The following is a 22329-nucleotide window of genomic DNA, read 5'->3' on the forward strand; positions in this document are numbered from 1 at the left end:
ACGGCGTAAACTATGCTCTTCGCGCCACCTTGTGCCCTGATGCCTTTAGCTATCACTGCCATCTTCATCTGGCCATCGCGGCTTCTCCCTCACTATCTGCCTCCAGCGCTTGCATGAGACCCGCCCATGACGTCTTCCCGCGACAACACGCCTGGTACTGGCCCCGCCGCGCCGCCGACGGCGACAGGCACGCCCGCCACCACACCGAGCCTGCGCCACCTGAATGGTCAGACCCATGCCTGGCTGCAGGTATTTGCCTGCGCCGCGCGTCACGGCTCCTTCACGCGTGCGGCGGAAGAACTGCACGTCACCACCGGCGCGGTGAGTCAGCAGATCAAGCAGCTGGAGGAGCGGCTGGGCTTCAAGCTGTTTCTGCGTCGTTCACGCGGACTCGAGCTGACAGGGGAAGGCGCGCGACTGGCGCGCGTGGTGGAGCAGTCCTATAGCGCGGTGGGACTGGAGGTCAAACGGCTGCGCAGCGGCTTGATGAGCGGTGTACTCAGGTTGCGTTCGGTGCCGTCATTCCTCTCCAAATGGCTGGCTCCCAGACTGCCACGCCTGCAGGCACGCTTTCCGGATATCGAGCTGCACGTGCGCGCCGAGGACAGTGACTCTCCGCTGCGCGAGGGTGATTTCGAGCTGGCAGTCGACCTCAACGACGGCCACTACCCGGGCATGCAGGTCACCGACCTGATGGAGGAGGAGATCTTCCCCGTCTGTCATCCTGGCCTGATGCGCGGCCGCCCGCCGCTGCGCAGCGCAGAGGACCTCGCCTGGTATCCGCTGCTGCACGACATCACCGCCTGGCGCGGCAGTCACGATCACGCCGAGTGGGAATTCTATCTGGCCAGCATCGGCGCGCCCGAGATCAACGTTCAGCGTGGCTATACCTTCAACCGCAACCACCTGTCGATGGAGGCTGCCATCGCCGGCATGGGAGTCGCGATGGCAAGGCGCACGCTGATCACCGACGAGCTGTCGCGCGGCACGCTGATCGCGCCCTTCGCGCAGCGGGTGCTGACCGGCAAGCGCTATGTCATCGTCCATCCCCACGGCACCCTGGATGATGGCCGCATCCAGGCCGTGCATGACTGGATCGTCGAGGAAGCCGAGCGGGATCGGTTACGTCAGAGCTGACGAACATTTCCGCTCGGCGCAACATCGATGCTGAAATGGAATCTCACAGTTTTCTTACCAGAATATTAACTGAGCACCTTTGCATCGTTATAATGAGCAGGCAAACAACACCCTCACCCTGACAGGCAGTCCATGGACTGTCCGGAGAGTCCCTTGTCTCGCCTGACTTCGCATACCCAGCACCATAACGCTGTCCCGCTCCCCATCAGCGCCGAACAGCCGCTGTATGGGCGCAAGCCCACTTCGCTCTTCATGCAAGCCTGCCTGCGCCTGGCCATCTATGCGCCGCTGGTGGCCGCGATGATGTCGCTGGTCATGCATGATGCCCACCACTTCGGTGATGTCGGCTTCAGCGAAGCCAGCTGGACAGAACACATGCAGAGCACTCTGTTGGCCTTGAGCGCAGCCACCATGTGGCTGGTGCATTCACGCCTGCCGGACCTGCGCACCATCAGCCTGCTGCTGTTCGGCCTGTTCGCGGCGTCCCTGATCCGTGAACAGGACGCCCTGCTCGACGGCATGATCGGCGATGGCAGCTGGCAGTTCCTGGTCAGCGTGGTCGCGATCCCGGTCATCATCGGCGTATGGCGCAACCGCAGCCGCTTCATTGCCGAGTTCGAGCACTTCGGACGCAGCTTCGCGTTCGGCCTGTTCGGCGCCGGCTTCCTGGCGACCTACGTCTTCTCACGCCTCTACGGCCGCTCGGAATTCTGGGAAACCCTGATGGGGGACTCCTACCTGCGTTCGGTCAAGAATGCCGCCGAGGAAGTCACCGAACTGTTCGGCTACACCCTGATGGCCATCGCCGTGATCGAGATCGTGCTGCTGGCGATCCGCATGGGCCGCCAGCGCCGCGCCCTGCTGCGTGAGCTCAACGCCAACGACTGAGCCCGGCAGCAAAACCCTCTTGCCGAGCTGCGCGCATGACCTGTCGCATGGCCGTCACTTCGCCCTGCCCCGTGAAATAACGCGAAGTGACGTGACATGACATGAAGTGAAAGAGACAGACAGACCCGTGACTCTCCCAAAAGCCGCTGCTCACCTGAGCCGCGGCTTTTTTCGTTTCTACTCTCAACAGGCTTCGCGAGACAGTCTCTGCTCAACAGTCTTCTCTCGACAGGCTGCGCTAGACAGCCGTCTCTCGATAGCCATTGCGCGATGCGCTGACAGGAAACGGCTGGACATCAAATGAGAATGATTATATTTTACTAAGCAGTGGATACAATTCAACTATCGCCACTGCCACAGGAAAGCACCGACAGGATCTTGACCGTGTCATGCCCTCATTCTCAAGGAGCCTCACATGCGCTGGTTCAGTAGCTACCGCTTGCACGGTCATAGTCTTGCCCCCAGTCTCCCGCAGCACAGCCTCATCATCAGCATGCGCTGGCCCAGTCGCTGGCGATTGACGCCCGGCGCCACCGTCGTGGTGGAACATCCCAGGCTCGGCCAGCTGGTCAAGCGCCTGCATCGCATCGACGACAACGGCCGCCTGTGGCTACGCGGAGAGCACCCCGACGGCTTGAGCAGCGAGCAGATGGGGCCGGTCTCCCGTCAGTGCATCAAGGGCCGTGTCGTCTTCAGCGTGGCGGCAACGCCTTCGTCTCACCAGCTGCGCCACGGCGCCTGATAGCCCCACAGGGCACATCACGCAGACCTTTAACGACGCAGTTCGAAGGTGGCAAGGTCCGTAAAGACAAGCCTGAAGGCGGCACAGCCCGTAGAGAAAGACCCGTAACGTAAAGCCCACAAACGACAACGCCCGCCCCCATTCGCATGGGGGCGGGCGTTGTCTTGTCTGCGGGGCCAGCAGTTCAGGCGTGGCCCCGAGCGCTTCAGATCACTCTTCCATGAAGGAACGCAGTGACTCGGAGCGTGACGGGTGACGCAGCTTGCGCAGCGCTTTCGCTTCGATCTGACGGATACGCTCACGGGTAACATCGAACTGCTTGCCGACTTCCTCGAGGGTATGGTCGGTGTTCATGTCGATACCGAAGCGCATGCGCAGCACCTTGGCTTCACGTGCGGTCAGGCCGGACAGGATACCGCGGGTCGCTTCGATCAGACCTTCGCCGGTGGCGGAGTCGATCGGCGAGACCATGGTACCGTCCTCGATGAAGTCACCCAGGTGCGAATCATCATCGTCACCGATCGGCGTCTCCATGGAGATGGGCTCCTTGGCGATCTTGAGTACGCGACGCACCTTGTCTTCCGGCATCTCGAGACGTTCGCCCAGCTCTTCCGGCGTCGGCTCGCGACCCATTTCCTGTAGCATCTGACGCGAGACACGGTTCAGCTTGTTGATGGTCTCGATCATGTGCACCGGAATACGGATGGTGCGCGCCTGGTCCGCGATGGAGCGAGTGATCGCCTGACGGATCCACCAGGTGGCGTAGGTCGAGAACTTGTAACCACGACGGTACTCGAACTTGTCCACGGCCTTCATCAGACCGATGTTGCCTTCCTGGATGAGATCCAGGAACTGCAGACCGCGGTTGGTGTACTTCTTGGCGATGGAGATGACCAGACGCAGGTTGGCCTCGACCATTTCCTTCTTGGCACGCCGCGCCTTGGCTTCACCGATCGACAGGCGACGGTTCACTTCCTTCAGCTCGCTGACCGGCAGCTGGACCATGTCCTGCTCGAAGGCGATCTTGCGCTGGGCACGCAGCACATCGGCACGGAACGGCTCGAGCTTGTCGGCGTACTTCTTGCTGCCACCGATGAAGCTGTCGAACCAGTCCATGTCGGACTCGTGGCCCGGGAAGGCCTTGATGAAGCTCTTGCGAGGCACCTTGCCGCGCTTGACGAAGATCTGCAGGATAACCTTTTCCTGCTCGCGCACCTGCTCGACGGACACGCGAACCTGACCGACCAGACGCTCGAAGTGCTTGGGCACCAGCTTGATCGGCGAGAACAGCTCGGCAAGACGGTCCTGTTCGGCTTTCGCCTCGGCAGAGCCGGAACCGTACTTCTCGATGGCGGCCTTGGTCGCCTCGTTCTGTTCACGGATCTGCTCGAAGCGGACGCGGGCCAGCTCGGGGTCCGGGCCACCTTCAGAGGCGGAATCGTCGTCTTCGTCTTCGTCGCCTTCGGACTCTTCGCCCTCGGGAATCTCTTCGACTTCCTCGACTTCGACTTCAGCGACACCCGGCACGCCTTCGTCAGGATCGATGAAACCGGAGAAGAGATCGGACAGACGTCCGCCGTCTTCGCCCAGAGTGCCGTCGTAGGCTTCCAGGATGGAGTCGACTGCCCCCGGCAAGAATGCCAGCGACGACATCACCTCACGCGTGCCCTCCTCGATCCGCTTGGCGATCTTGATTTCGCCTTCGCGGGTCAGGAGTTCCACGGTGCCCATCTCACGCATGTACATGCGGACGGGGTCGGTGGTGCGTCCCACATCGCTTTCCACCGCGGCGAGGGCGGCAACGGCCTCTTCGGCGGCAGACTCGTCAGTGGAGGAATCAGACATCATCAAGGTATCGGCATCGGGCGCTTCTTCCGCGACCTTGATGCCCATATCGTTGATCATGCTGATGATGTCTTCCACCTGTTCGGGATCAGCGATATCCTCGGGCAGGTGATCGTTGACCTCGGCATAGGTCAGGTAACCCTGTTCCTTGCCGCGCGCGATCAACTCCTTGAGACGCGACTGCTGCTGCGCATTACCAGCCATAGAACCCCTATCTCGACGAAGAAGAATGAAGCACCTGGACGCGACGCGGCTCAGCGAGTGAGCGTGGCGCCGGTATAGGGACGAAGAGAGCATCAAGCGCACCAGTATAGCGTGCCATCAGGAGATGCTGCCAGCGGCGTATTTGCCGGACCATCCAGGTGTGTTAGCGTTATCGGTTACGTTGCGGCAGTCCGCATCGGGAGCTACCTCATTAAATAGTGGGCATGAGTGCGTCTTTCAAGGCCATGGGGCGTATTTTCCTGCGCCATCGCCTCAGCTCTCACGGCATTTCCACCATTGTCGGCCTTCCTGGCACCGAGACTGCGTCAGCGCCGTGTTGCCAGCTCCATCAGCAGGGCCATCAGCCGCTGCTTCTCTTCTGCCGACAACTTCTCGCCACGCTTTTCCTTGGCCAGCAAGGCCTGATATTCCGCTTCCGGCGTGGTGCGCGCCTGCTGATGCTGGCAATGCTCCACCAGCCCCTTCAGCTCTTCGCTGCGCACGTCACGCGGAATCAGCAATTCCCGGGCTGCCAGCTGCTCAAGTCTCGGCCCCTGTGCGGTACCGAGGAAGTGCGCCAACAGCACCTGAGGCGAACGATACTGCCCCGCCTTCAAGAGACGCACCACGTCGTTCAACAGCTGCGCATCCTCGCTGTCGGCCGGCTCGCCCGCTCCTTCGATCCACTCATTGGAGTCAGGCAGCTCGGCGACCAGCTGCGGCTCGTGCACCAGAAGATGCAACAGGCGCGTCAGCATGCTGACCGAGGTGCGCTTCTGAGACCTGGCCGGCGTCGCGCGCGCGGCTTGAGCGCCCTGGCCCGCAGGCATCTCGCCATGCGACTGCCAGTCATCCGGCTGCCAGCCATCGGGCTCGCTGTCGCCGAAGCCGGCATCTGCCATCGCCTCCAGCGACGACCACTCATCCTGCGCGTCACTCAGCGTCGCGCCGTCCTGAGGACTGGCAGCGGACGCTGAGCGCGGTGTCGAGTGTGTCGCGCCGGGCTGACGTTGTTGCGGTTGCGAACGCTGCTGTTGCTGAGGGTGCTGACGTAGCTGCTGGTGCTGACGCAGCCGTGCCTGCTGGGCTTCACGCGCCGCGGCGCGCTCCACCAGCATGGCGTCCAGCCGCTCACGCTCCAGACCACTGCGTCGCTCCAGCTCCTTGAGCAGCAGAGAGCGCAGCACCCCTTCGGGCACGCGCGAGATCCACTCCAGCGCCTGGGTCACGAACCGCTCGAGCTGCTCCATGCGCTTGAGGTCACGCCCTTCCGCGGCCTGCTCGAACAGGAACTCGGAGAGCCCGGAGGCACAGGTGACACGCTTCTCGAATGCTTCCTGACCCTCGCTGCGCACCAGGGAATCCGGGTCCTCGCCTTCCGGCAGGAACAGGAAGCGCGCCTGACGCCCATCGATCATGACCTCGAGCACGGTCTCCAGCGCGCGGCGCGCCGCCTGCCGACCGGCCTTGTCGCCGTCGAAGCAGAACACCACCTCATCGACCAGGCGATAGAGGCGCTTGAGGTGCTCCTCACTGGTCGCGGTGCCCAGGGTCGCGCAGGCATTGCGAATGCCGTACTGCGCCAGTGCCACCACGTCCATGTAGCCTTCGACGATCAGCATGCGTTCCAGCTTGCGATTCGCCTCACGGGCTTCAAACAGACCGTAGAGCTCGCGCCCCTTGTGGAAGACGGGAGTCTCGGGAGAATTCAGGTATTTGGGCTTGGCGTCGCCCATCACGCGACCGCCGAAGGCGATGGTGCGGCCTTTCCAGTCACGGATCGGGAACATCACACGATCGCGGAAGCGGTCATAGCGGCGACCACTTTCCTCGTGATGGATCAGCAGGCCGTATTCGATCTGCACATCCTCGCTGACACCCAGCTTGCTCAGGTGATGCTTGAGGTGCTCCCAGCCTTCCGGCGCGAAGCCGATGCCGAAATCACGCATGACCTCACGCGACAGACCACGGCCTTCCAGATACTCACGTGCCGGCTGCGCGGCCGGTTCCGTCAGGCGCTGACGATAGAAGTCCGCGGCCGCCTCGAGCAGATTGACGCCCTCTTCGCGGGCCTGCTCGCGACGCTGGCGCTCACGGCGCTCGTGCGGACTCTGGTTGCCGCCTTCGCGCGGCACTTCAAGCGCCAGCCGCGAGGCCAGCTGCTCCACGGCCTCGGGGAACGGCAGGCGATCGAACTCCATCAGGAACTTGAGCGCACTGCCGCTCGCCCCGCACCCGAAGCAGTGATAGAACTGCTTGTCCGGGATGACGTTGAACGAGGGAGAGTTTTCCTGATGGAACGGACAGAGGCCGACATAGCTCTTGCCGGCCTTCTTCAGCTGGACGCGCTCACCCACCACCTCGACCACGTCGGTGCGGGCCAGCAGATCGTCAATGAAGCCTTGGGGGATAAGACCAGCCATGATTCGCCAGAAGTCGTGGAAAAACGGACTGACCGCAAGATAGTGTCGGCTCAGCAAAGTGAGCGGCTACCTTCGGGTCAGGCCATTCCTCGAGTTAGCGACATGCGCCAGGCAACGGCACACGGCTCGAGAACAAACGGACCACTAGAGACAAAAACAAGCGGCCACCGTGAGGCAGCCGCTTGGTGTCCTTCCAGAGAGCAGAACATCACTCCCCAAAAGTACGGATCAGTAGAGACGCTCGAAACGCTTGCGCTCACGCTGAACCTTCTTGGCGTGGCGCTTTACAGCGGCCGCCTGCTGACGCTTGCGAACAGCTGTCGGCTTCTCGTAGTGCTCACGACGACGCACTTCGGAAAGAACACCGGCTTTTTCGCAGGAGCGCTTGAAACGGCGCAGGGCGACGTCGAACGGCTCGTTGTCACGTACTTTAACTGAAGGCATTAAACACTCACCTACCTTGAGATCATGAGTTCGGTTTGAACGCACATCCGGTGCAGCCACTCCTCAGGAGCCACCAGCCAGCGACGGTAAACCGCCACCTGCAGGTCGATCCAGCATCAATCAGTCGCCTGCGACACCACCGGTGAGGGTAGCCGTCGCTGGCTGGAATCATGATTCGGGGAGCTTTTGCGGGGTGGTCGGATGCACGACCCAGTCTTGCAGAGTGCCATATTCTAGACACCCGCCCCCGGCTTTGCAAACGCGGAAACCGGAAATCCTCTCTGCCTCAACGCCAGCTGGCGCGACACCCGTGCTCACAGCCAGTAGAATGTCGCGCATTCACGGCACACACGCCTCTCGGGCTCGCTCAGGCAGCCTCGCTGGTCGTGCCGCCCTCTACTTCTGATATTTCCTGAGAGTCAGCCATGCGTGTGCTCGGCATCGAGACTTCCTGCGACGAGACCGGCGTCGCCATCTACGACACGGACCAGGGCCTGCTTGCAGATGCCCTTTACAGCCAGATCGCCATGCACGCCGAGTTCGGCGGCGTGGTGCCGGAACTGGCGTCGCGTGATCACACTCGCAAGCTGCTGCCGCTGATCCAGCAGGTGATGGATGAGGCGCAGCTGAAGGCCGCTGACATCGATGCCATCACCTATACCGCAGGCCCGGGCCTGGTCGGCGCACTGATGGTCGGCGCGTCCACCGCACACGGGCTTGCCAAGGCATGGGGAGTGCCGGTGCTCGGCGTCCACCACATGGAAGGCCACCTGCTGGCGCCGATGCTGGAAGACGATGCACCGGAATTCCCCTTCGTGGCGCTGCTGGTCTCCGGCGGACACACCCAGCTGGTCGCGGTGCGCGGACTGGGCGAATACGAGCTGCTCGGCGAGTCCGTGGATGACGCCGCCGGCGAAGCCTTCGACAAGGCCGCCAAGATGCTGGAACTGCCCTACCCCGGTGGCCCGCAGGTCGCGAAGCTGGCCGAACAGGGCGACCCCAAACGCTATCGCTTCCCGCGCCCTATGACGGACCGCCCGGGCCTCGACTTCAGCTTCTCCGGCCTCAAGACCCACACCATGGTCACGCTCAAGAAGGCCAAGGCTGCGGATGATCTGGATGAGCAGCACTGCGCCGATATCGCACGCGCCTTCGAGGAAGCCGTGGTCGACACCCTGGTCATCAAGTGTCGTCGCGCGCTGGACCAGACCGGTCTCAAACGCCTGGTCGTCGCCGGCGGCGTGAGCGCCAACACCCGTCTGCGTGAGCGCCTGAGCCATGAGCTGACCAAGCGCAATGCCCGCGCCTACTACCCGCGTGGCCGCTTCTGCACCGACAACGGCGCGATGATCGCCTACGTGGGCGCGCAGCGCCTGAATGCCGGCGAGCAGGACACCGGCCCGATGAAGGCCGTGCCGCGCTGGCCGCTGGACAGCCTGGCGGCCCCGAGCAAAGCGCAGGACTGAGCCCTGCCAGACGCCAGCGCCCTGCCAGACGCCGGTACCCTACCAGACAACAACGCCCTGCCGATGAGAATCGGCAGGGCGTTGTTGTTGAGGGGCCAGTCACACTCACCGCCGGACACTGACACCAGCAATATGGCGCCTGATAGCGTCAGGCTGGGGCATCAGAGAGCAGTGTCAGACCGTCGCATCGGCGCGAGAGATCATCCGGCAACGCCAGCTGAAGTCCACCGGCCATAGCGGCTGCTGTTCGGCGCGCCCGGCGGCCACGAACGCCTTCCACAGCGAAGCGTAATCCTCTCCGGAGACGGGGTGGCGCTCTTCGCCGAACGACTCGGCCAGCGGCAGCAGCACGAAGGCATTGCGATCGACCTCATCGCGCGGCAGCATCACGCCATCGACCTCCCCGGTCAGGGTACCGACAGTCAGCAGGTCCAGATCCAGAGTGCGTGGGCTGAACTTGGCGCTGTTCTTGAGGCGACCGTTGGCCAGCTCGAGCTGCTTGCACCAGGCCTGCAATTCGCCGACGCTCCAGTCGCTCTCGAAACCCGCGACCAGATTGAGGAAGTTGCGCCCGTCGACGAAACCCACCGGCTCGCTCTCGTAGACGGAGGACAGCGTCAGGTTGCCGAAGGTCGCCTCCAGCGCATCCAGGCAGACCCGCACATGATGCTCGCGCTCGATATTGCTACCGATGGAGATCAGTACCAGACTCATGCCGGCGCATCCGAGACGGTCTCGAGGCTACCGCGCACGATGCGCACGCCAACGGCGGCGGCTTCCGGCACGGCACCCGGCTTGCGCACCGTCATGGTCAGCCAGGGAATGCCGAACTCTTCACGCAGCAGGGCTGCCAGGCGCTCGGCGAAGGTTTCCACCAGCTCGAACTGGCTCTCTTCGGCGAAGGTCTGGATGCGCGCGCTGATGGCGGCGTAGTCCAGGGTGTGCGTCAGGTCATCGTCGGCAGCTGCGGCACGAATATCCGTGGCCATTTCCAGATCCATCACCAGACGCTGGCGAATGGTACGCTCCCAGTCATAGACACCAATCACGGTTTCCACGGCCAGAGCCTCGATCAGCACACGATCCACGGCGTTACCTCTATGCTTGTCGAATGAACGAATAAAAACGACGCCCAAGGCCCCGCCATCATGCGACTGATTCTACTGCACCCGGCCCCTGCTTGGCCAAGCTGCCTACCCCCCTCTCCCTGCCTGTGTGCGACACCTCGGGCACGCAGCGAGTCGACATCATGCTGACGGGCCTGATCGAGTGGGCCGCGCAACTGGCCAGCTGGCAACAGTTGAGCCTGCTGATGGCCGTGGCCTATGCTAGCGGTTCGGTGCTGGGCGCGGTGTGGATCTGTCAGCGACTGGGGCTGCCCGACCCACGCCTGGCGGGGTCCTTCAATCCGGGCTTCTCCAATGTGCTGCGGCTGCATGGCGCATTGCCCGCCGCCCTGGTGCTGGTCTTCGATGCCGCCAAGGGTATGCCGGCACTCTGGCTGGGGCTGGCACTCTCGCTGCCGCCCTGGGCACTGGGATTGATCGGGCTGGCCGTGCTGATCGGCCACAGCCTGCCGCTGTGGCACCGTGGCCATCGCGGTGGCAAGGCCGTGGCCGCTGCCTTTGGCGTGCTGCTGATGCTGGCGCCAGGCGTCGCCTTGAGCTGCGCCGCGCTGTGGGTCGGGCTGGCCTGGCGACTGCGCACGGCGGCCATCGCCTCGCTGGTGGCCGGACTGGCGGCGCCCCTGTTCAGCCTGTGGCTGGCGCCGCAGATGAGCGGCGTAATTCTGGTCTTCGCCAGTCTGATCGTGATTCGTCATGCGCTGAATCTGCGCCGCCTGAGCGATGGCAGCGAGCCGCGCCTGTAAGCATGCTTTGCTCACACGCTGCGCTCCGCTCATGAAAAACACGCTCTGCTCAAACGCCCGCTCCGCCTCACAAAACCCCCTTCCTGCGGCCAAGACGCAAAAGCCCCGGCGCAGGGCCGGGGCTTTTGGGGTCATATGCTCGGATCATTTGCTCAGAGCAGGTGCTCAGGCCAGGTGCTCAGCAGCGGACAGGTGATCAGTGACTGTGTCCGCAGCCGCAATGAGGCGCGTGCACTTCCGGCATGGCCTGCCATTCGCTCAGCGCCTGCTCGATGGCCTGCTGGCGCTGCTCACTGAGCGCACGCCCGATCTCCGCCCCTTTCAGGCCCTGTTCGACCAGAGACTGCGGCGACACCGCCGTCGCGGCTTGCCAGACGGCATTGCCCAACCGTGCCAGCCCCTTGTCCTCGACCGCCAGCAGGGCCACCAGCACCGACTGGCGCTCGCCACGCCGCCAGGCATCGACACCATCCAGCCAGGTCTTGAGATCGGCTGCGCTCACGCCACCTTCCCGCCGCGAGGCCTCGTTCAATTCCCGGCACAGACGTGCCTGCTGGGCGGCGTCACGCACGGCGCTGGGCAGGCGCAAGTCCTGCGCCAGGGCATCGATCTCTTCACGTGACAGGCGCTCCACCAAGCGCGCCATGCGCCAGCAGACCATCTCCGCCTCATCGACCAGCTGACGCGGCAGGCGGTCCAGACGCGCCAGTGCCGCTGTGAGCTGTTCGGCATCGCGGGTCAGCGGCGGCATCAGCACCGCCAGCGCCCCCAGTTCGTCGAGCAGCTGGAAGTAGGCCTCGGGACTGGCCTCGCCCAGCGCCTTCTCGGTCTCCTTCCAGACCCGCTCGGCCACCAGATGCGAGACCTCGCCGCTCTCGACCATGGCGACCATCATCTGCCGTGTCTCCTCCGCGACCGTGAAGCCGAGCCCCTGATAGCGCGCCAGAAAGCGTGCCACGCGCAATACGCGCAGCGGGTCTTCGCTGAAGGCGCTCGAGACATGACGCAACACGCGCGCCTCGAGATCCGCCAGGCCACCGTAAGGGTCGATTACCTCGCCCTGACCCGGCGTGCTGTCGAGTGGTTCGGCCATGGCATTGATGGTCAGATCGCGACGAATGAGGTCCTCTTCCAGCGTCACATCGGGGCTGGCATGCACGCTGAAGCCGACATACCCGTGGCCGGACTTGCGCTCGGTACGCGCCAGCGCGTACTCCTCCTGGGTCTGCGGATGCAGAAAGACCGGGAAGTCCCGCCCGACCGGTCGGAAGCCACGCGCCTGCATGTCTTCCACCGTCACGCCCACCACCACGAAGTCGCACTCGTGCCACGGCCAGCCCAGGCGCGCATCACGCACCGCGCCGCCCACGCGATAGACCTCAAGCCCGCTCAACAGGCGGTCACGCGAATCGGTCAGTGAAGAAGGCGTCGTCTGAGTCATGCGAATGTCCTTGCCCTGCGGCACGAGATACAAAGCTGAATGAGGAAAACGAGGAAGTACGGCCAGTGATGGCAGTCACGTGCAGGCGGCGTCAGCTACCGCTCTCGACGTTATCGCCATGTGTCAGTTGGTACTGGGTAAAGCCACCATCGAGGGAATAGACCTTCTCGAAGCCCTGCCCCGCCAGCCAGGCGGCGGCCTGCTGACTGGAATGGCCGTGATAGCAGACCACCACCAGCGGCTTGTCGCGCGGGGTGTCTTCCAGGATGGCAGCGGCACTGGCGTTGTCCAGATGACGGCTGCCCGGGATACGCCCCTGCGTGAAGCTGAGCGGATCGCGGATATCGAGTACCACGAGCGACGGGTCGCGTTGGCGCCAGTCACTGAGGGTTGCGAGATCAAGATGTTCGAAACTCATGCGGACTCCGCTTGTTGAGTAAGGGAAAGGCATTCGCCAGCGACGGCAGACCTGCTGTCACTGGCGACGGGAGGGCGCTCAGCGCGAGGTCAGCGCCGGCTCGAAGACGCGCTCTTCCGTCTCGAGATTGAGCGCCGTCAGGCCACCGCCCCACACGCAGCCGGTGTCCAGCGCCTCGACATCCTGACGCGCCGCCGGTGTCTCGCCTTCCAGAGCAGCCCAGTGACCGAACAGCAGGCGCGGCGAATCATCCCAGGCCCCTTCGGGACGCGGGTACTGGAACCAGGGACGGCTCCCCTCCGGCGCGCTGTCCAGTCCTTCCTTGGCCGCGAAATCCAGTCGGCCATCACTGTGCAGAAAGCGCATACGCGTGAAGACATTGACGATACAGCGCAGGCGCGGCGTGCCTTCGAGATCCTCCTGCCAGCGGTCCGGCGTATTGCCGTACATCTCGCCGAGAAAGCCTCGATAGTCGTCGCCCGCCAGCACGGCGTGCGCTTCGCGGGCATAACCGGCCGCCTGGTCCAGCGTCCAGCTCGGCAACACGCCGGCATGGCTCATCACCGTGCGGCGATTGCCGACCAGCGCATCCACCATCAGCGGCTGACGACGCAGCCAGTCCAGCAGCTCCTCACGGTCCGGCGCCTCGAGAATCGGCGTCAGCGTATCGGAGCGCTTGTGGCGGCTGAAGCCCTCAGCCACCGCCAGCAGGTGGAGGTCATGGTTGCCCAGCACCACCCGCGCATCATCGCCCAGCGACTTGACCAGACGTAGGCACTCCAGCGAGCCCGGCCCGCGATTGACCAGGTCTCCCGCCAGCCACAGCACATCGCGCCCCGGCGTGAAATCGAGGCGCTGCAACAGAAGTTCGAACTCTTGATGGCAGCCCTGCAAATCGCCAATCGCCCACTGCGTCATGCCCACTCCCTGACCGCCGTGGCGGCCTGACTTGCTGTCTTGAATACGAAACGCTGCGTCACGCGGCCACCCTAGTGAACCTGATGCGGACCGGCGAGACGGAACGGTGCGATGGCGACCTCGAAGGTGCGCGCATGGGTCGCGTCACAGAATGTATAGGCTCCCTGCATCACGCCGACCGGCATGTCGAGCACGGCGCGCGAGGTATAGCGAAAGCTCTCGCCGGGCGCGATCAGCGGCTGCTTGCCGACCACGCCCTTGCCACGTACTTCCTGCTCATCGCCGCTGCCCTGGGTGATCTTCCAGTAGCGCGCCAGCAGCTGCACGGTCTCATCCGTCCCGTTGTGCACGGTGATGGTGTAGCGGAACACGTGTCGGTTCTCGCTCGGACGACTCTCGTCGGCGCAGTACTCGGGTACGGCGTCGATACGGATGTCCGCCACGCTACTCATGCGTCGTGGTCGCTGGCGTTGCGGGCGTCGCCCTTGGCATCGCTCTCGGCATCGAGGCGCTCGCCACTGTCACTATTCCCATCACTACCACTGGCACTGTCGGCTGCCGGCGCACCGTGGCCGACATTGCTGCGCGGACGCTTCTTCGGAGCCTTGTCGGCCTTGTCCACCGTCATGCCCTGCTCACTGAGGTGGTTGCTGATCATCACCAGCTCAGCGACGGTCAGTGTCTGCGGACGACGCGAGGGATCGATGCCCAGCGCGGTCAGCTGGTCGGCATCGATGCGGCCCTTGAAGTTGTTGCGCAGCGTCTTGCGGCGCTGGGAGAAGGCTTCGCGCACGATGACGGCGAGCAGCTTCTCGTCCTTGGCCGGATGCGGCAATTCACGGTGCGGCACCAGACGCACGATGGCGGAATCCACCTTCGGCGCCGGGAAGAAGGCGCTCGGCGGCACCAGGAACAGATTTTCCACCGCACAGTAATACTGGGTCATCACCGACAGGCGGCCCCAGTCGGTGCCACCCGGCTCCGCGGCCAGACGCTCGACGACTTCCTTCTGCAGCATGAAGTGCATGTCGGAGATCGCGCCGCGTGCTTCCAGCAGGTGGAAGATCAGCGGGGTGGAGATGTTGTACGGCAGATTGCCGACCACGCGCAGTGCCGGGCCATCACCGACCAGCTCCGGGAAGTCGAAACGCAGGGCATCGCCTTCGTGGATCACGAAGTCCGGGTAGTTGAAGAACTGCACGCGCAGACCCGGGATGAGGTCACGGTCCAGCTCGATGACTTCCAGCTTGCCTGCCGCTTCCAGCAGCGGGCCGGTCAAGGCACCCTGCCCCGGACCGATCTCGACCAGGCGCTCGCCTTCCGCGGGACGAATGGCATTCACGATGCGAGAGATGACGCCAAGGTCCTGCAGAAAGTTCTGACCGAAACGCTTGCGAGCGCGATGCGCGGGGAAATGTTGGGACATGGGACTGACCTTCCTCCTGGGAATCCGTCGGGATTCCCGACAACAAGACGCCGCCATGGCCTGCAGGGACACAGGCAGACCGGGGCGGCGAGACCATCCTCGATGGTCGAATGACTGGGGTAGCGAGACGCCACGCTGTGGCGTACGCCTGACGTGCCGCCATGCGGTCACGCCCGAGTGATGCGGGGATTATCTCAGGCTCGCGCGGCGGCTGCCATCTCGATGGCGACACGCACGGCCTGCAACAGGCTACCGACGTCGGCACGTCCGCTGCCGGCGAGGTCCAGCGCCGTGCCGTGATCCACGGAGGTACGCACGATCGGCAGGCCCAGCGTGATGTTGGCGGCTTCACCGAAGCCGGCATACTTGAGCACCGGCAGGCCCTGGTCGTGGTACATCGCCAGTACCGCATCCACGCCCTCCAGATGCCGCGGCGTGAACAGGGTATCGGCCGGCAGCGGGCCATCCAGCTGCATGCCGGTCGCGCGCAGGGCGTCGAGCGTCGGGGAGATCACCTCGATCTCCTCATGCCCCAGGTGCCCGCCCTCGCCGGCATGCGGATTGAGCCCGCACACCGCGATGCGCGGTGCGGCACAGCCGAAGTAGCGCATCAGGTCCTTGGCGAGGATCTTCATCACCCGCGTCAGGCCCTCGGGCGTGATGGCATCGGCCACCTCGCGCAGCGGCAGGTGCGTGGTGGCCAGCGCCACCCGCAGCCCGGGGCACGCCAGCATCATGACCACTTCCTCGACCCCGCAGACATCGCGCAGGTATTCGGTGTGGCCGGTGAAGCCCGCATGCCCGGCCTCGATCACGGCGGCCTTGGACAGCGGCGCCGTCACCATCGCACTGGCATGACCCGCCTGGCAGGCGGCGATGGCGACATCCAGCATCGCCAGCACATGATCGCCATTGCGCGCATCGATCACGCCCGGCTCGCTGGGCACTGCCAGCGGCACCGGCCACACGGCCAGCTCACCATTGCGGGCCGGCGGCAGCGGGTCGCCCGGCGCCAGCTCATGCACCACCAGCGGCAGTCCCAGCAGGCGGGCACGACTGACCAGCAAGGCGGGGTCCGCCACGGCGACCAGCTGCGCGGGGAACGCTTCCGCCTGACCGGCCAGCATGACCAGCAGTTCCGGGCCGATGCCCGCCGGCTCGCCGGCGGTCAGGGCGATGATGTCGGGCGCAGTCTCTTCGCGACGATTCATGACGGTGTCTCGCTGCTCCACTCGGACTTACTGCTCATCGAGACGGTTGTCGACATAGGCCTCGGCACGCACCTGCTGCTGCCAGGCTTCGAGCTCATCATTGAGCTTGCGCTGGAACAGAGTCTTGCGCACCTTGTCACGCTGGCTGGAGTTGGTCACATCCTGCTGGCGACGCTCCTCGACTTCGATGATGTGGTAGCCGAAGCGGCTCTTGACCGGCTGGCTGATCTCGCCCACGTCCAGACCATTCATGGCCGTCTCGAAGGAGGAGACCGTCTGGCCTGGGCTGACCCAACCCAGCTCACCACCCTTGAGAGAGCTGCCCTTGTCGTCGCTGAATTCCTGAGCCAGCGCGGCGAAGTCCTCGCCTCCCAGCAGACGGCGGCGAATGGACTCGGCACGCTCAAGCGCCTGCTGATCACTGAGGTTCGGGTTGGGCTGGATCAGGATGTGGCGTGCGCGCGTCTGGGAAATCAACGCCTTGCCCGCGCCACGCTTCTCGATCAGCTTGACGAGGTGATAGCCGCTGGCACTGCGCAGCGGCTCGGAGACCTGACCGGCCTGCATGTTCGGGATGACATCGGCGAATACCGTCGGCAGCTCACCGCCGGAACGCCAGCCGAGATCGCCGCCGCTCAGCGCCTGACTACCGGCGGATTCGGCGGCAGCCAGCTGGGCGAAATCGGTGCCCTGCTCGATCTGCTGGCGCAGGCTGTCGGCCTTGGCGCGCGCGGCCTTGACCTGGTCCGGCGTCGGCTCCTGGGGCAGTGCCACCAGCAGGTGGGCCAGATGGTACTGGACGTCGCTGCCGACATTCTGCTGATTGAGATAGCGATCGATCTCACGATCGGAGATCCGCACCCGGCTAGCCACGCTGCGCTGCTGTATCTGCTGCACCAGCAGCTCACGACGCACCTGATCGCGCACCTGGGCCAGTGACATGCCGTCCTGCTCGAGCTTGTCCGCGAAGGCTTCCAGGCTCATGCCGTTGTCCTTGGCGATGCCACGCAGGGTGGCGTTGAGCTGGGTGTCATCGATGCTGAGGTTGGCCTGTTTTGCCAGCTGCAGCTGAATCTGCTCGTTGACCATACGATCAAGAACCTGACGCTCCAGCACGTCGCGCGGCGGCAGGTTGATGCCACGGCTCTGCAACTGCTGACTCGCCTGGGTGACGCGCTGCTCCATGTCGCTTTGCATGATGGCGTCCTTGTTGACCACGGCAACCACGCGGTCGAGCAACTCGGCGGCACCGGCCGGCAGACTCGCCAGCACAAATGCCAGCCCCAGCGGGGCAATCAGGGTCTTGCGCATCACATGTTCTCTCGGCGTAAAAATGTTGATGGCGCCGCCCTGCGGCGGCGCCTTGGCGTCATTCACGGCCTGGCGCGGCGACTCAGAAGCCCGCGTTGCGATAGCCCGGTACGGCCTGTTCCAGGTAGCTGTCAGCACTCTGGCCAACGCCTCCCAAGCCCTTGAATTCAAAGGTCAGGAAGATGCCATTCTTCTCTTCGTCATCCGAGATGGTGTTGGCGGTGTCGTTGTCATCCTGCCATTCACGCCAGGTGACCTGCACGCCGTAGCAGCAATCGTTGTACTGCACGCCCAACACCTTCTCCAGTGAACGGGAATTGGTGCTGTCATACATGTAGCGGCCCAGCAGCGACCAGCTCTCGCTCATCGGCGTCGCGAAGGAGAAATCCCACTCGTTGCGGGTATAGCCCAGCACGTCATCCTCGTCCTCATCGTCGTAAGGCACGAAGCCTTCGATCTCACGATTGAAGCCAAAGTTCAGTACCGTGCCTTGTTCCGCACGATAACGCAGCGAGGTCTGGGCACTTTCGGTCACGCCACGATCGAAATCCTGGAACACGGCCTGGGAGGCAGTCCACTGGTCGTTGAGCACCACATCGGCCTGGAAGACCACCGGCGAGCGGTCACGCGTCGCACGATAGTAGTCGGAGTAGCTGTCGAAGTCGGAGCGTGAGGTCTTGTCCGGATCACCGTCCATGTCGATGTTGCGGTCCGACAGGTAGCTCGACTGGCCGACGCCCAGCTTGAGGCGCTCACGGCCGCTTTCATCGCTGATGAAGCGTGACGACACGCCGTAGGAGACCTTGTTGGTATCACCGACGCGGTCACCCCCGCTGAAGCGGTACGGCGACCACAGCTGATTCCAGCTGAAGGCATCTTCCGAGGTGTCGAAGTCGGGCAGATCGGACTGGTCGACCTCCGGCACGTAGGCGTAATAGAGGCGCGGTTCCAGCGTCTGGGTATAGCCGTCGCCGAACCATTCGGTCTCGCGATCGAAGATCAGGCCGCTGTCCAGTGACAGTACCGGGATGGTGGCGGACGGGCTGGTGCTGCGGTCGGTCTCGCGGTCACCGTAGTCCAGGCTGTATGACAGGCTGACCAGCTGGGCGCGCGGCTCGATGAAGCTCCAGCTCTGATCGCTGCGCCAGCCCAGCGCCGGCGCCAGACGCAGGCGCGAACCATTGGCGGCCTGGTCTTCGTCGATGTCGGTATCCGTCTCATCGACATCACGCCAGAAGTAGGTCGCGTTGGAATTCCACTCTTCGTAGAAGCCGTTGGACTGACTCCAGCGGCCATCCGCGGTCAGACTCGGCAGACGGTAGAACGGCTTGTCATCGTTATCCAGCGGGTAGTCCATGCGCTGGTAGCCCTGCGCCTTGAACTGCAGGTCCCAGACATCGCCGTGGTAATCGAGCTGTGCCAGACGCTCGAGGCTATCGGTTTCCGTTTCCCCGAAGTTGCGCCCGAAGTCGTCGAAATAATTGCCATCGGAGGCGGCGCCGTACTTCAACTGATAGTCGGTACGGGCGTCATAGCGGCCAGCATGCTGGTAGTTGATGTACCAGCGGTCCTCGCCGATCAGGTCTTCCTCGTCATCGTCGGGGTCGCTGCCGCCATCGTCATCGGCGAGCCAGGCGCCCTCGATGCTGCCTTCATCGCCACGCGGCAATAGATAGCGGAACTCGCCTTCCAGCATCTCGCCACGCTCGGAGATGTAACGCGGCGTGAGGGTGGCATCGTAATTGGGGGCCAGGTTCAGGTAGATCGGCTGGGCGTAATCGAAGCCGCTGGAGCTGGTGTAGCTGAACTGCGGCCACAGTAGCCCCGTGTGGCGACGGTCATCGACCGGGAAGCGCACGTAGGGCCAGTAGAAGACCGGCACGCCGCCCATTTCCATGCGCGCATGCTTGGCCGTTCCCCAGCCGGAGTCCTGATCGATGGTGATGTCGCTGCCGACCAGACGCCACAGGCTGTTGCCCGGCTCGCAGGAGGTGAAGCTGGCATCCTTCAGGCGGTAGCGACCATCCTCGAGACGCGCCAGCTGCACCGCGTCGCCGCGCACATGCTGCTCGTGAAAGACGTAGTGGCCGTTGTCGACGCTTGCCGCATCGCTGTTGAGCGAGACCCGCGCGTCGTCGCCACGCAGCAGGACCCCGGGCTGGCGATAGGTGACAGGCCCCTTGGCGGTGGCGGTGTCACGCGCCTCGTTGACGCTGACCTCGGGCGATTCCAGCTGGGAATCGCCGCGGCGCAGCACCACCTCCCCCATCAGGGTGGCGACACCATCGTTGCCGTAGTTGGCCTTGTCGGCCGAGGTCGTGACCTGCTCCGGCGTGTCGCCCGCTTCGATACGGTAGGCCGGCGTGACATAGCGCCCGGAGCACAGCTTGCCCTGCGGCACCTCATCATAGGGCTGCCAGTCGAGCTGACTGGCTGACAGGGGCTCGGGCGGAGCGGCCTGTGCCATCAGAGGGGCGCCGGCGGCCAGTGGCGCCAGGGTCCACAGCAGACGGAAAACCAGTGGCTTGAGCTGCCAGACCGGGCGGTCATCGCCCAATCGGGCTATCGGTGCCTGCCGGGAATGAGCAGACAGAGAGGGAGTCGCGAAGCGACGCTGACGTCGCCCGGGAGCGGTCGTCGGCTTGCCCGGATGGGATGAATGGCTGCGCTGGGCCATGGCTGCTCTGTGTCCTTGGCTGGGGGAATCGGTATTATACAGGCCCAGCAACCGGCCTTCCTGCTTGCCGGTTCCGCCTGCCTCTCGTCACCACACGACAGCATGCGGGGCCGCGGCACAGGCGTCAACTGACAGCCGGCCCCGCACACGCCGACAGGAGCCCAAGCCCCATGACATCCGACGCCCGCCGCCAGGCGCTGCACGCCTGGGCCGCCGCCCGCCACGACCTCACGCCAGAGGCCGTGCGCATGAGCGCCGTGGCTGACGACGCCAGCTTCCGCCGCTATTTCCGCCTGCACCTCGAGGAACTCGACCCGGCCATGCCGGCGCGCATCCTGATGGACGCCCCGCCCGAGAAGGAAGACAGCCACGGCTTCGTCGCCATCGCCCGCCAATGGCGCGACGCCGGCCTGCCGCTGCCCGAGGTCTTCGCCTTCGACGAGACACTCGGCTTCCTGGAGCTGGAAGACCTCGGCGACACTCCGCTGATGACCGCCCTGACCAGCACCGAGCACGCCGACCACTACTATGGCGAAGCCATCGGGCTGCTCGAGCAGCTGCATCAGCTGCCGTCCGGCAACCTGCCTGCCTATGACGACGCCCGCCTGTCCGCCGAACTGGAGCTGTTTCCGGAGTGGTGTCTCGGCCAGCTTCTCGACATGCCGCATGACCGCCGCTACGCCGCCTGGGGCAAGCTGACTGACCAATTGCTCGCGGCCGCCAGCGCGCAACCGGTGGTGACCGTGCATCGCGACTTCCATGCCCAGAACCTGTTCCTGCATCAGTCGGCATCCCAGCACCAGCCCCGGCTGTGGATCATCGATTTTCAGGACGCCGTCAGCGGCCCCGAGAACTACGACCTGATCTCGCTGCTGCGCGACCGTCACTGGCGCTGGCCGGAACCCGCCATGGCGCGCTGGATCGAGCAGGCGCGTCTGGCCGCCTTGCCACGCTACGCCGCGGCCGGCCTGCCGGCACCGAGCCCGCTGGAATACCGCCAGAGCGTCGAGCGCATGGGCGTGCAGCGCAATCTCAAGATTCTCGGCATCTTCGCGCGTCTGACACTGCGGGACGCCAAGCCTCGCTACCTGACGCTGATGCCGCGCTTCCTCGGCCACCTGCGCGAAGGTCTGGCCTTCTGCCCGGAACTGATCTCCTTCACCCACTGGCTGGATGAGGTGCTGACGCCGGCGCTGTCGCTGCGGCTGGCCGAGGAATGCGAGGCGCGCGATCTGCGTCTCGCCAATGGCGAGCGCCCCGAGATCAACCTCGATGATTACGATGAGCTGGCAGCCCTCGCCGATCGCGCCGCCCGCCTGCAGCGCAATGCGGCCGCCGCTGACACCGCGAAGTGCGCTGCGCTAAGTGGGGAAAGCAAGGAAAGCGCAGCAAATGCCGACAACAAGTCAGGGAGCCACTGATGCGCGCGATGATTCTGGCGGCCGGTTTCGGCACGCGCATGCGCCCGCTGACCGACCACACTCCCAAGCCGTTGCTGGAAGTCGCCGGGCTGCCGTTGCTTGAGCACCATCTGCTGCGTCTGGAAGCGATCGATGTGGACAAGGTCGTCATCAATGTCGGCCACCTGGCCGACAGGATTCTGAGCCACTTCGCCGCGAAGCCGAATGCCCAGGGCCAGCTCGAGGCTTGCTGGCAGGGGCGCAAGCGCTCCCTGACGCTGATCTTCTCGCGCGAGGAGACGCCGCTGGAAACCGGCGGCGGCATCGCTCGCGCCCTGTCACTCTCCGATGCGCTGACGCAGGATGCAGGCGATGACACGCCCTTCCTGCTGATCAATGGCGATGTCTGGTGTGACGTCGACCTCACGCTGCTGACCATCCAGGCGCTGGCGAGCCATTCACTGGCCCCGCTTGCCGACCAGCCGCAGGCGCTGGCGGGTCTGGTGCT

19 protein-coding genes and 1 pseudogene are annotated in these 22329 nt (G+C 64.4%); 7 read left to right on the forward strand and 13 right to left on the reverse strand.

Translation table 11 applies throughout. The annotated features are described in order from the left end of the window. Nucleotides 1–126 precede the first annotated feature (126 nt). The 3 genes from QD280_RS17315 to QD280_RS17325 all read left to right on the forward strand — a co-directional run bounded on the left by QD280_RS17315 (nt 127) and on the right by QD280_RS17325 (nt 2767). Nucleotides 127–1137 (forward strand): LysR substrate-binding domain-containing protein, encoded by a 1011-nt coding sequence (locus QD280_RS17315; RefSeq protein ID WP_279840091.1) that lies wholly within the window; start codon nt 127–129, stop codon nt 1135–1137. 153 nt (nt 1138–1290) lie between these two features. Beyond that, complete coding sequence (locus QD280_RS17320) at nt 1291–2025, forward strand: hypothetical protein (protein ID WP_107335965.1); 735 nt, start codon at nt 1291–1293, stop codon at nt 2023–2025. A gap of 415 nt (nt 2026–2440) precedes the next feature. Beyond that, nucleotides 2441–2767, forward strand: a complete 327-nt coding sequence (locus QD280_RS17325) for a hypothetical protein (protein ID WP_054557224.1) — start codon at nt 2441–2443, stop codon at nt 2765–2767. 210 nt (nt 2768–2977) lie between these two features. Here QD280_RS17325 and rpoD read toward each other — a convergent pair whose 3' ends face one another. From rpoD to rpsU, 3 genes are all read right to left on the reverse strand, one after another. Then, entirely contained in the window at nt 2978–4816 is a 1839-nt protein-coding gene (rpoD, locus tag QD280_RS17330) for an RNA polymerase sigma factor RpoD (protein WP_043334650.1), read from the reverse strand. 326 nt (nt 4817–5142) lie between these two features. After that, on the reverse strand, nt 5143–7239 hold the full coding sequence (gene dnaG, locus QD280_RS17335) for a DNA primase (RefSeq protein ID WP_279840092.1): 2097 nt from the start codon (nt 7237–7239) through the stop codon (nt 5143–5145). Between the two features lie 228 nt (nt 7240–7467). Next, entirely contained in the window at nt 7468–7683 is a 216-nt protein-coding gene (rpsU, locus tag QD280_RS17340; RefSeq protein ID WP_024951433.1) for a 30S ribosomal protein S21, read from the reverse strand. A 425-nt stretch (nt 7684–8108) separates the two neighbouring features. Between rpsU and tsaD the strand changes: the two genes are divergently transcribed. Next, the gene (tsaD, locus tag QD280_RS17345) at nt 8109–9149 is read left to right on the forward strand and encodes a tRNA (adenosine(37)-N6)-threonylcarbamoyltransferase complex transferase subunit TsaD (RefSeq protein WP_192839130.1); all 1041 of its coding nucleotides are present in this window, start codon (nt 8109–8111) and stop codon (nt 9147–9149) included. Nucleotides 9150–9323: 174 nt separating this feature from the next. On the opposite strand, the gene folK is transcribed toward tsaD, so the two are convergent. Together folK and folB are read right to left on the reverse strand one after the other, a co-directional pair. Beyond that, a complete protein-coding gene (folK, locus tag QD280_RS17350; RefSeq protein WP_131432744.1) occupies nt 9324–9863 on the reverse strand; it encodes a 2-amino-4-hydroxy-6-hydroxymethyldihydropteridine diphosphokinase in 540 nt (179 codons plus the stop codon). After that, on the reverse strand, nt 9860–10237 hold the full coding sequence (gene folB / locus QD280_RS17355; protein ID WP_279840093.1) for a dihydroneopterin aldolase: 378 nt from the start codon (nt 10235–10237) through the stop codon (nt 9860–9862). The genes folK and folB overlap by 4 nt, the downstream gene beginning before the upstream one ends. Nucleotides 10238–10398: 161 nt before the next feature. On the opposite strand from folB, the gene QD280_RS17360 reads away from it, so the two are divergent. Continuing rightward, nucleotides 10399–11019: a glycerol-3-phosphate acyltransferase gene (locus QD280_RS17360; protein ID WP_215823487.1), complete on the forward strand. Its 621-nt coding sequence runs from the start codon at nt 10399–10401 to the stop codon at nt 11017–11019. A gap of 196 nt (nt 11020–11215) precedes the next feature. Here QD280_RS17360 and QD280_RS17365 read toward each other — a convergent pair whose 3' ends face one another. The 8 genes and pseudogenes from QD280_RS17365 to QD280_RS17400 form a co-directional block, all read right to left on the reverse strand. Next, nucleotides 11216–12460: a polynucleotide adenylyltransferase gene (locus QD280_RS17365; protein ID WP_279840094.1), complete on the reverse strand. Its 1245-nt coding sequence runs from the start codon at nt 12458–12460 to the stop codon at nt 11216–11218. A gap of 91 nt (nt 12461–12551) precedes the next feature. After that, nucleotides 12552–12878 carry a thiosulfate sulfurtransferase GlpE gene (gene glpE, locus QD280_RS17370; protein ID WP_279840095.1) on the reverse strand — a complete coding sequence of 109 codons (327 nt, stop codon included), beginning with the start codon at nt 12876–12878 and terminating at the stop codon, nt 12552–12554. Nucleotides 12879–12956: 78 nt separating this feature from the next. Continuing rightward, nucleotides 12957–13796, reverse strand: a complete 840-nt coding sequence (locus QD280_RS17375; protein ID WP_131432747.1) for a symmetrical bis(5'-nucleosyl)-tetraphosphatase — start codon at nt 13794–13796, stop codon at nt 12957–12959. Nucleotides 13797–13867: 71 nt separating this feature from the next. Beyond that, entirely contained in the window at nt 13868–14248 is a 381-nt protein-coding gene (gene apaG / locus QD280_RS17380; RefSeq protein ID WP_043334633.1) for a Co2+/Mg2+ efflux protein ApaG, read from the reverse strand. Nucleotides 14249–14433: 185 nt separating this feature from the next. After that, a pseudogene (rsmA, locus tag QD280_RS17385) lies at nt 14434–15222 on the reverse strand (16S rRNA (adenine(1518)-N(6)/adenine(1519)-N(6))-dimethyltransferase RsmA); the annotation flags it as partial. 194 nt (nt 15223–15416) lie between these two features. Beyond that, a complete protein-coding gene (gene pdxA / locus QD280_RS17390; protein ID WP_279840096.1) occupies nt 15417–16433 on the reverse strand; it encodes a 4-hydroxythreonine-4-phosphate dehydrogenase PdxA in 1017 nt (338 codons plus the stop codon). Nucleotides 16434–16460: 27 nt separating this feature from the next. Beyond that, entirely contained in the window at nt 16461–17744 is a 1284-nt protein-coding gene (locus QD280_RS17395; RefSeq protein WP_279840097.1) for a peptidylprolyl isomerase, read from the reverse strand. A gap of 82 nt (nt 17745–17826) precedes the next feature. Further along, nucleotides 17827–20421 (reverse strand): LPS-assembly protein LptD, encoded by a 2595-nt coding sequence (locus QD280_RS17400; protein WP_225996626.1) that lies wholly within the window; start codon nt 20419–20421, stop codon nt 17827–17829. Between the two features lie 170 nt (nt 20422–20591). On the opposite strand from QD280_RS17400, the gene QD280_RS17405 reads away from it, so the two are divergent. Beyond that, a complete protein-coding gene (locus tag QD280_RS17405; protein ID WP_279840098.1) occupies nt 20592–21842 on the forward strand; it encodes a phosphotransferase in 1251 nt (416 codons plus the stop codon). Next, nucleotides 21842–22329: sugar phosphate nucleotidyltransferase (locus QD280_RS17410; RefSeq protein WP_279840099.1), on the forward strand; the 488-nt coding region annotated here is incomplete at its 3' end. The genes QD280_RS17405 and QD280_RS17410, both read left to right, overlap by 1 nt.

It is taken from the genome of Cobetia sp. 1AS1 (assembly GCF_029846435.1).
Classification (GTDB): domain Bacteria; phylum Pseudomonadota; class Gammaproteobacteria; order Pseudomonadales; family Halomonadaceae; genus Cobetia; species Cobetia amphilecti.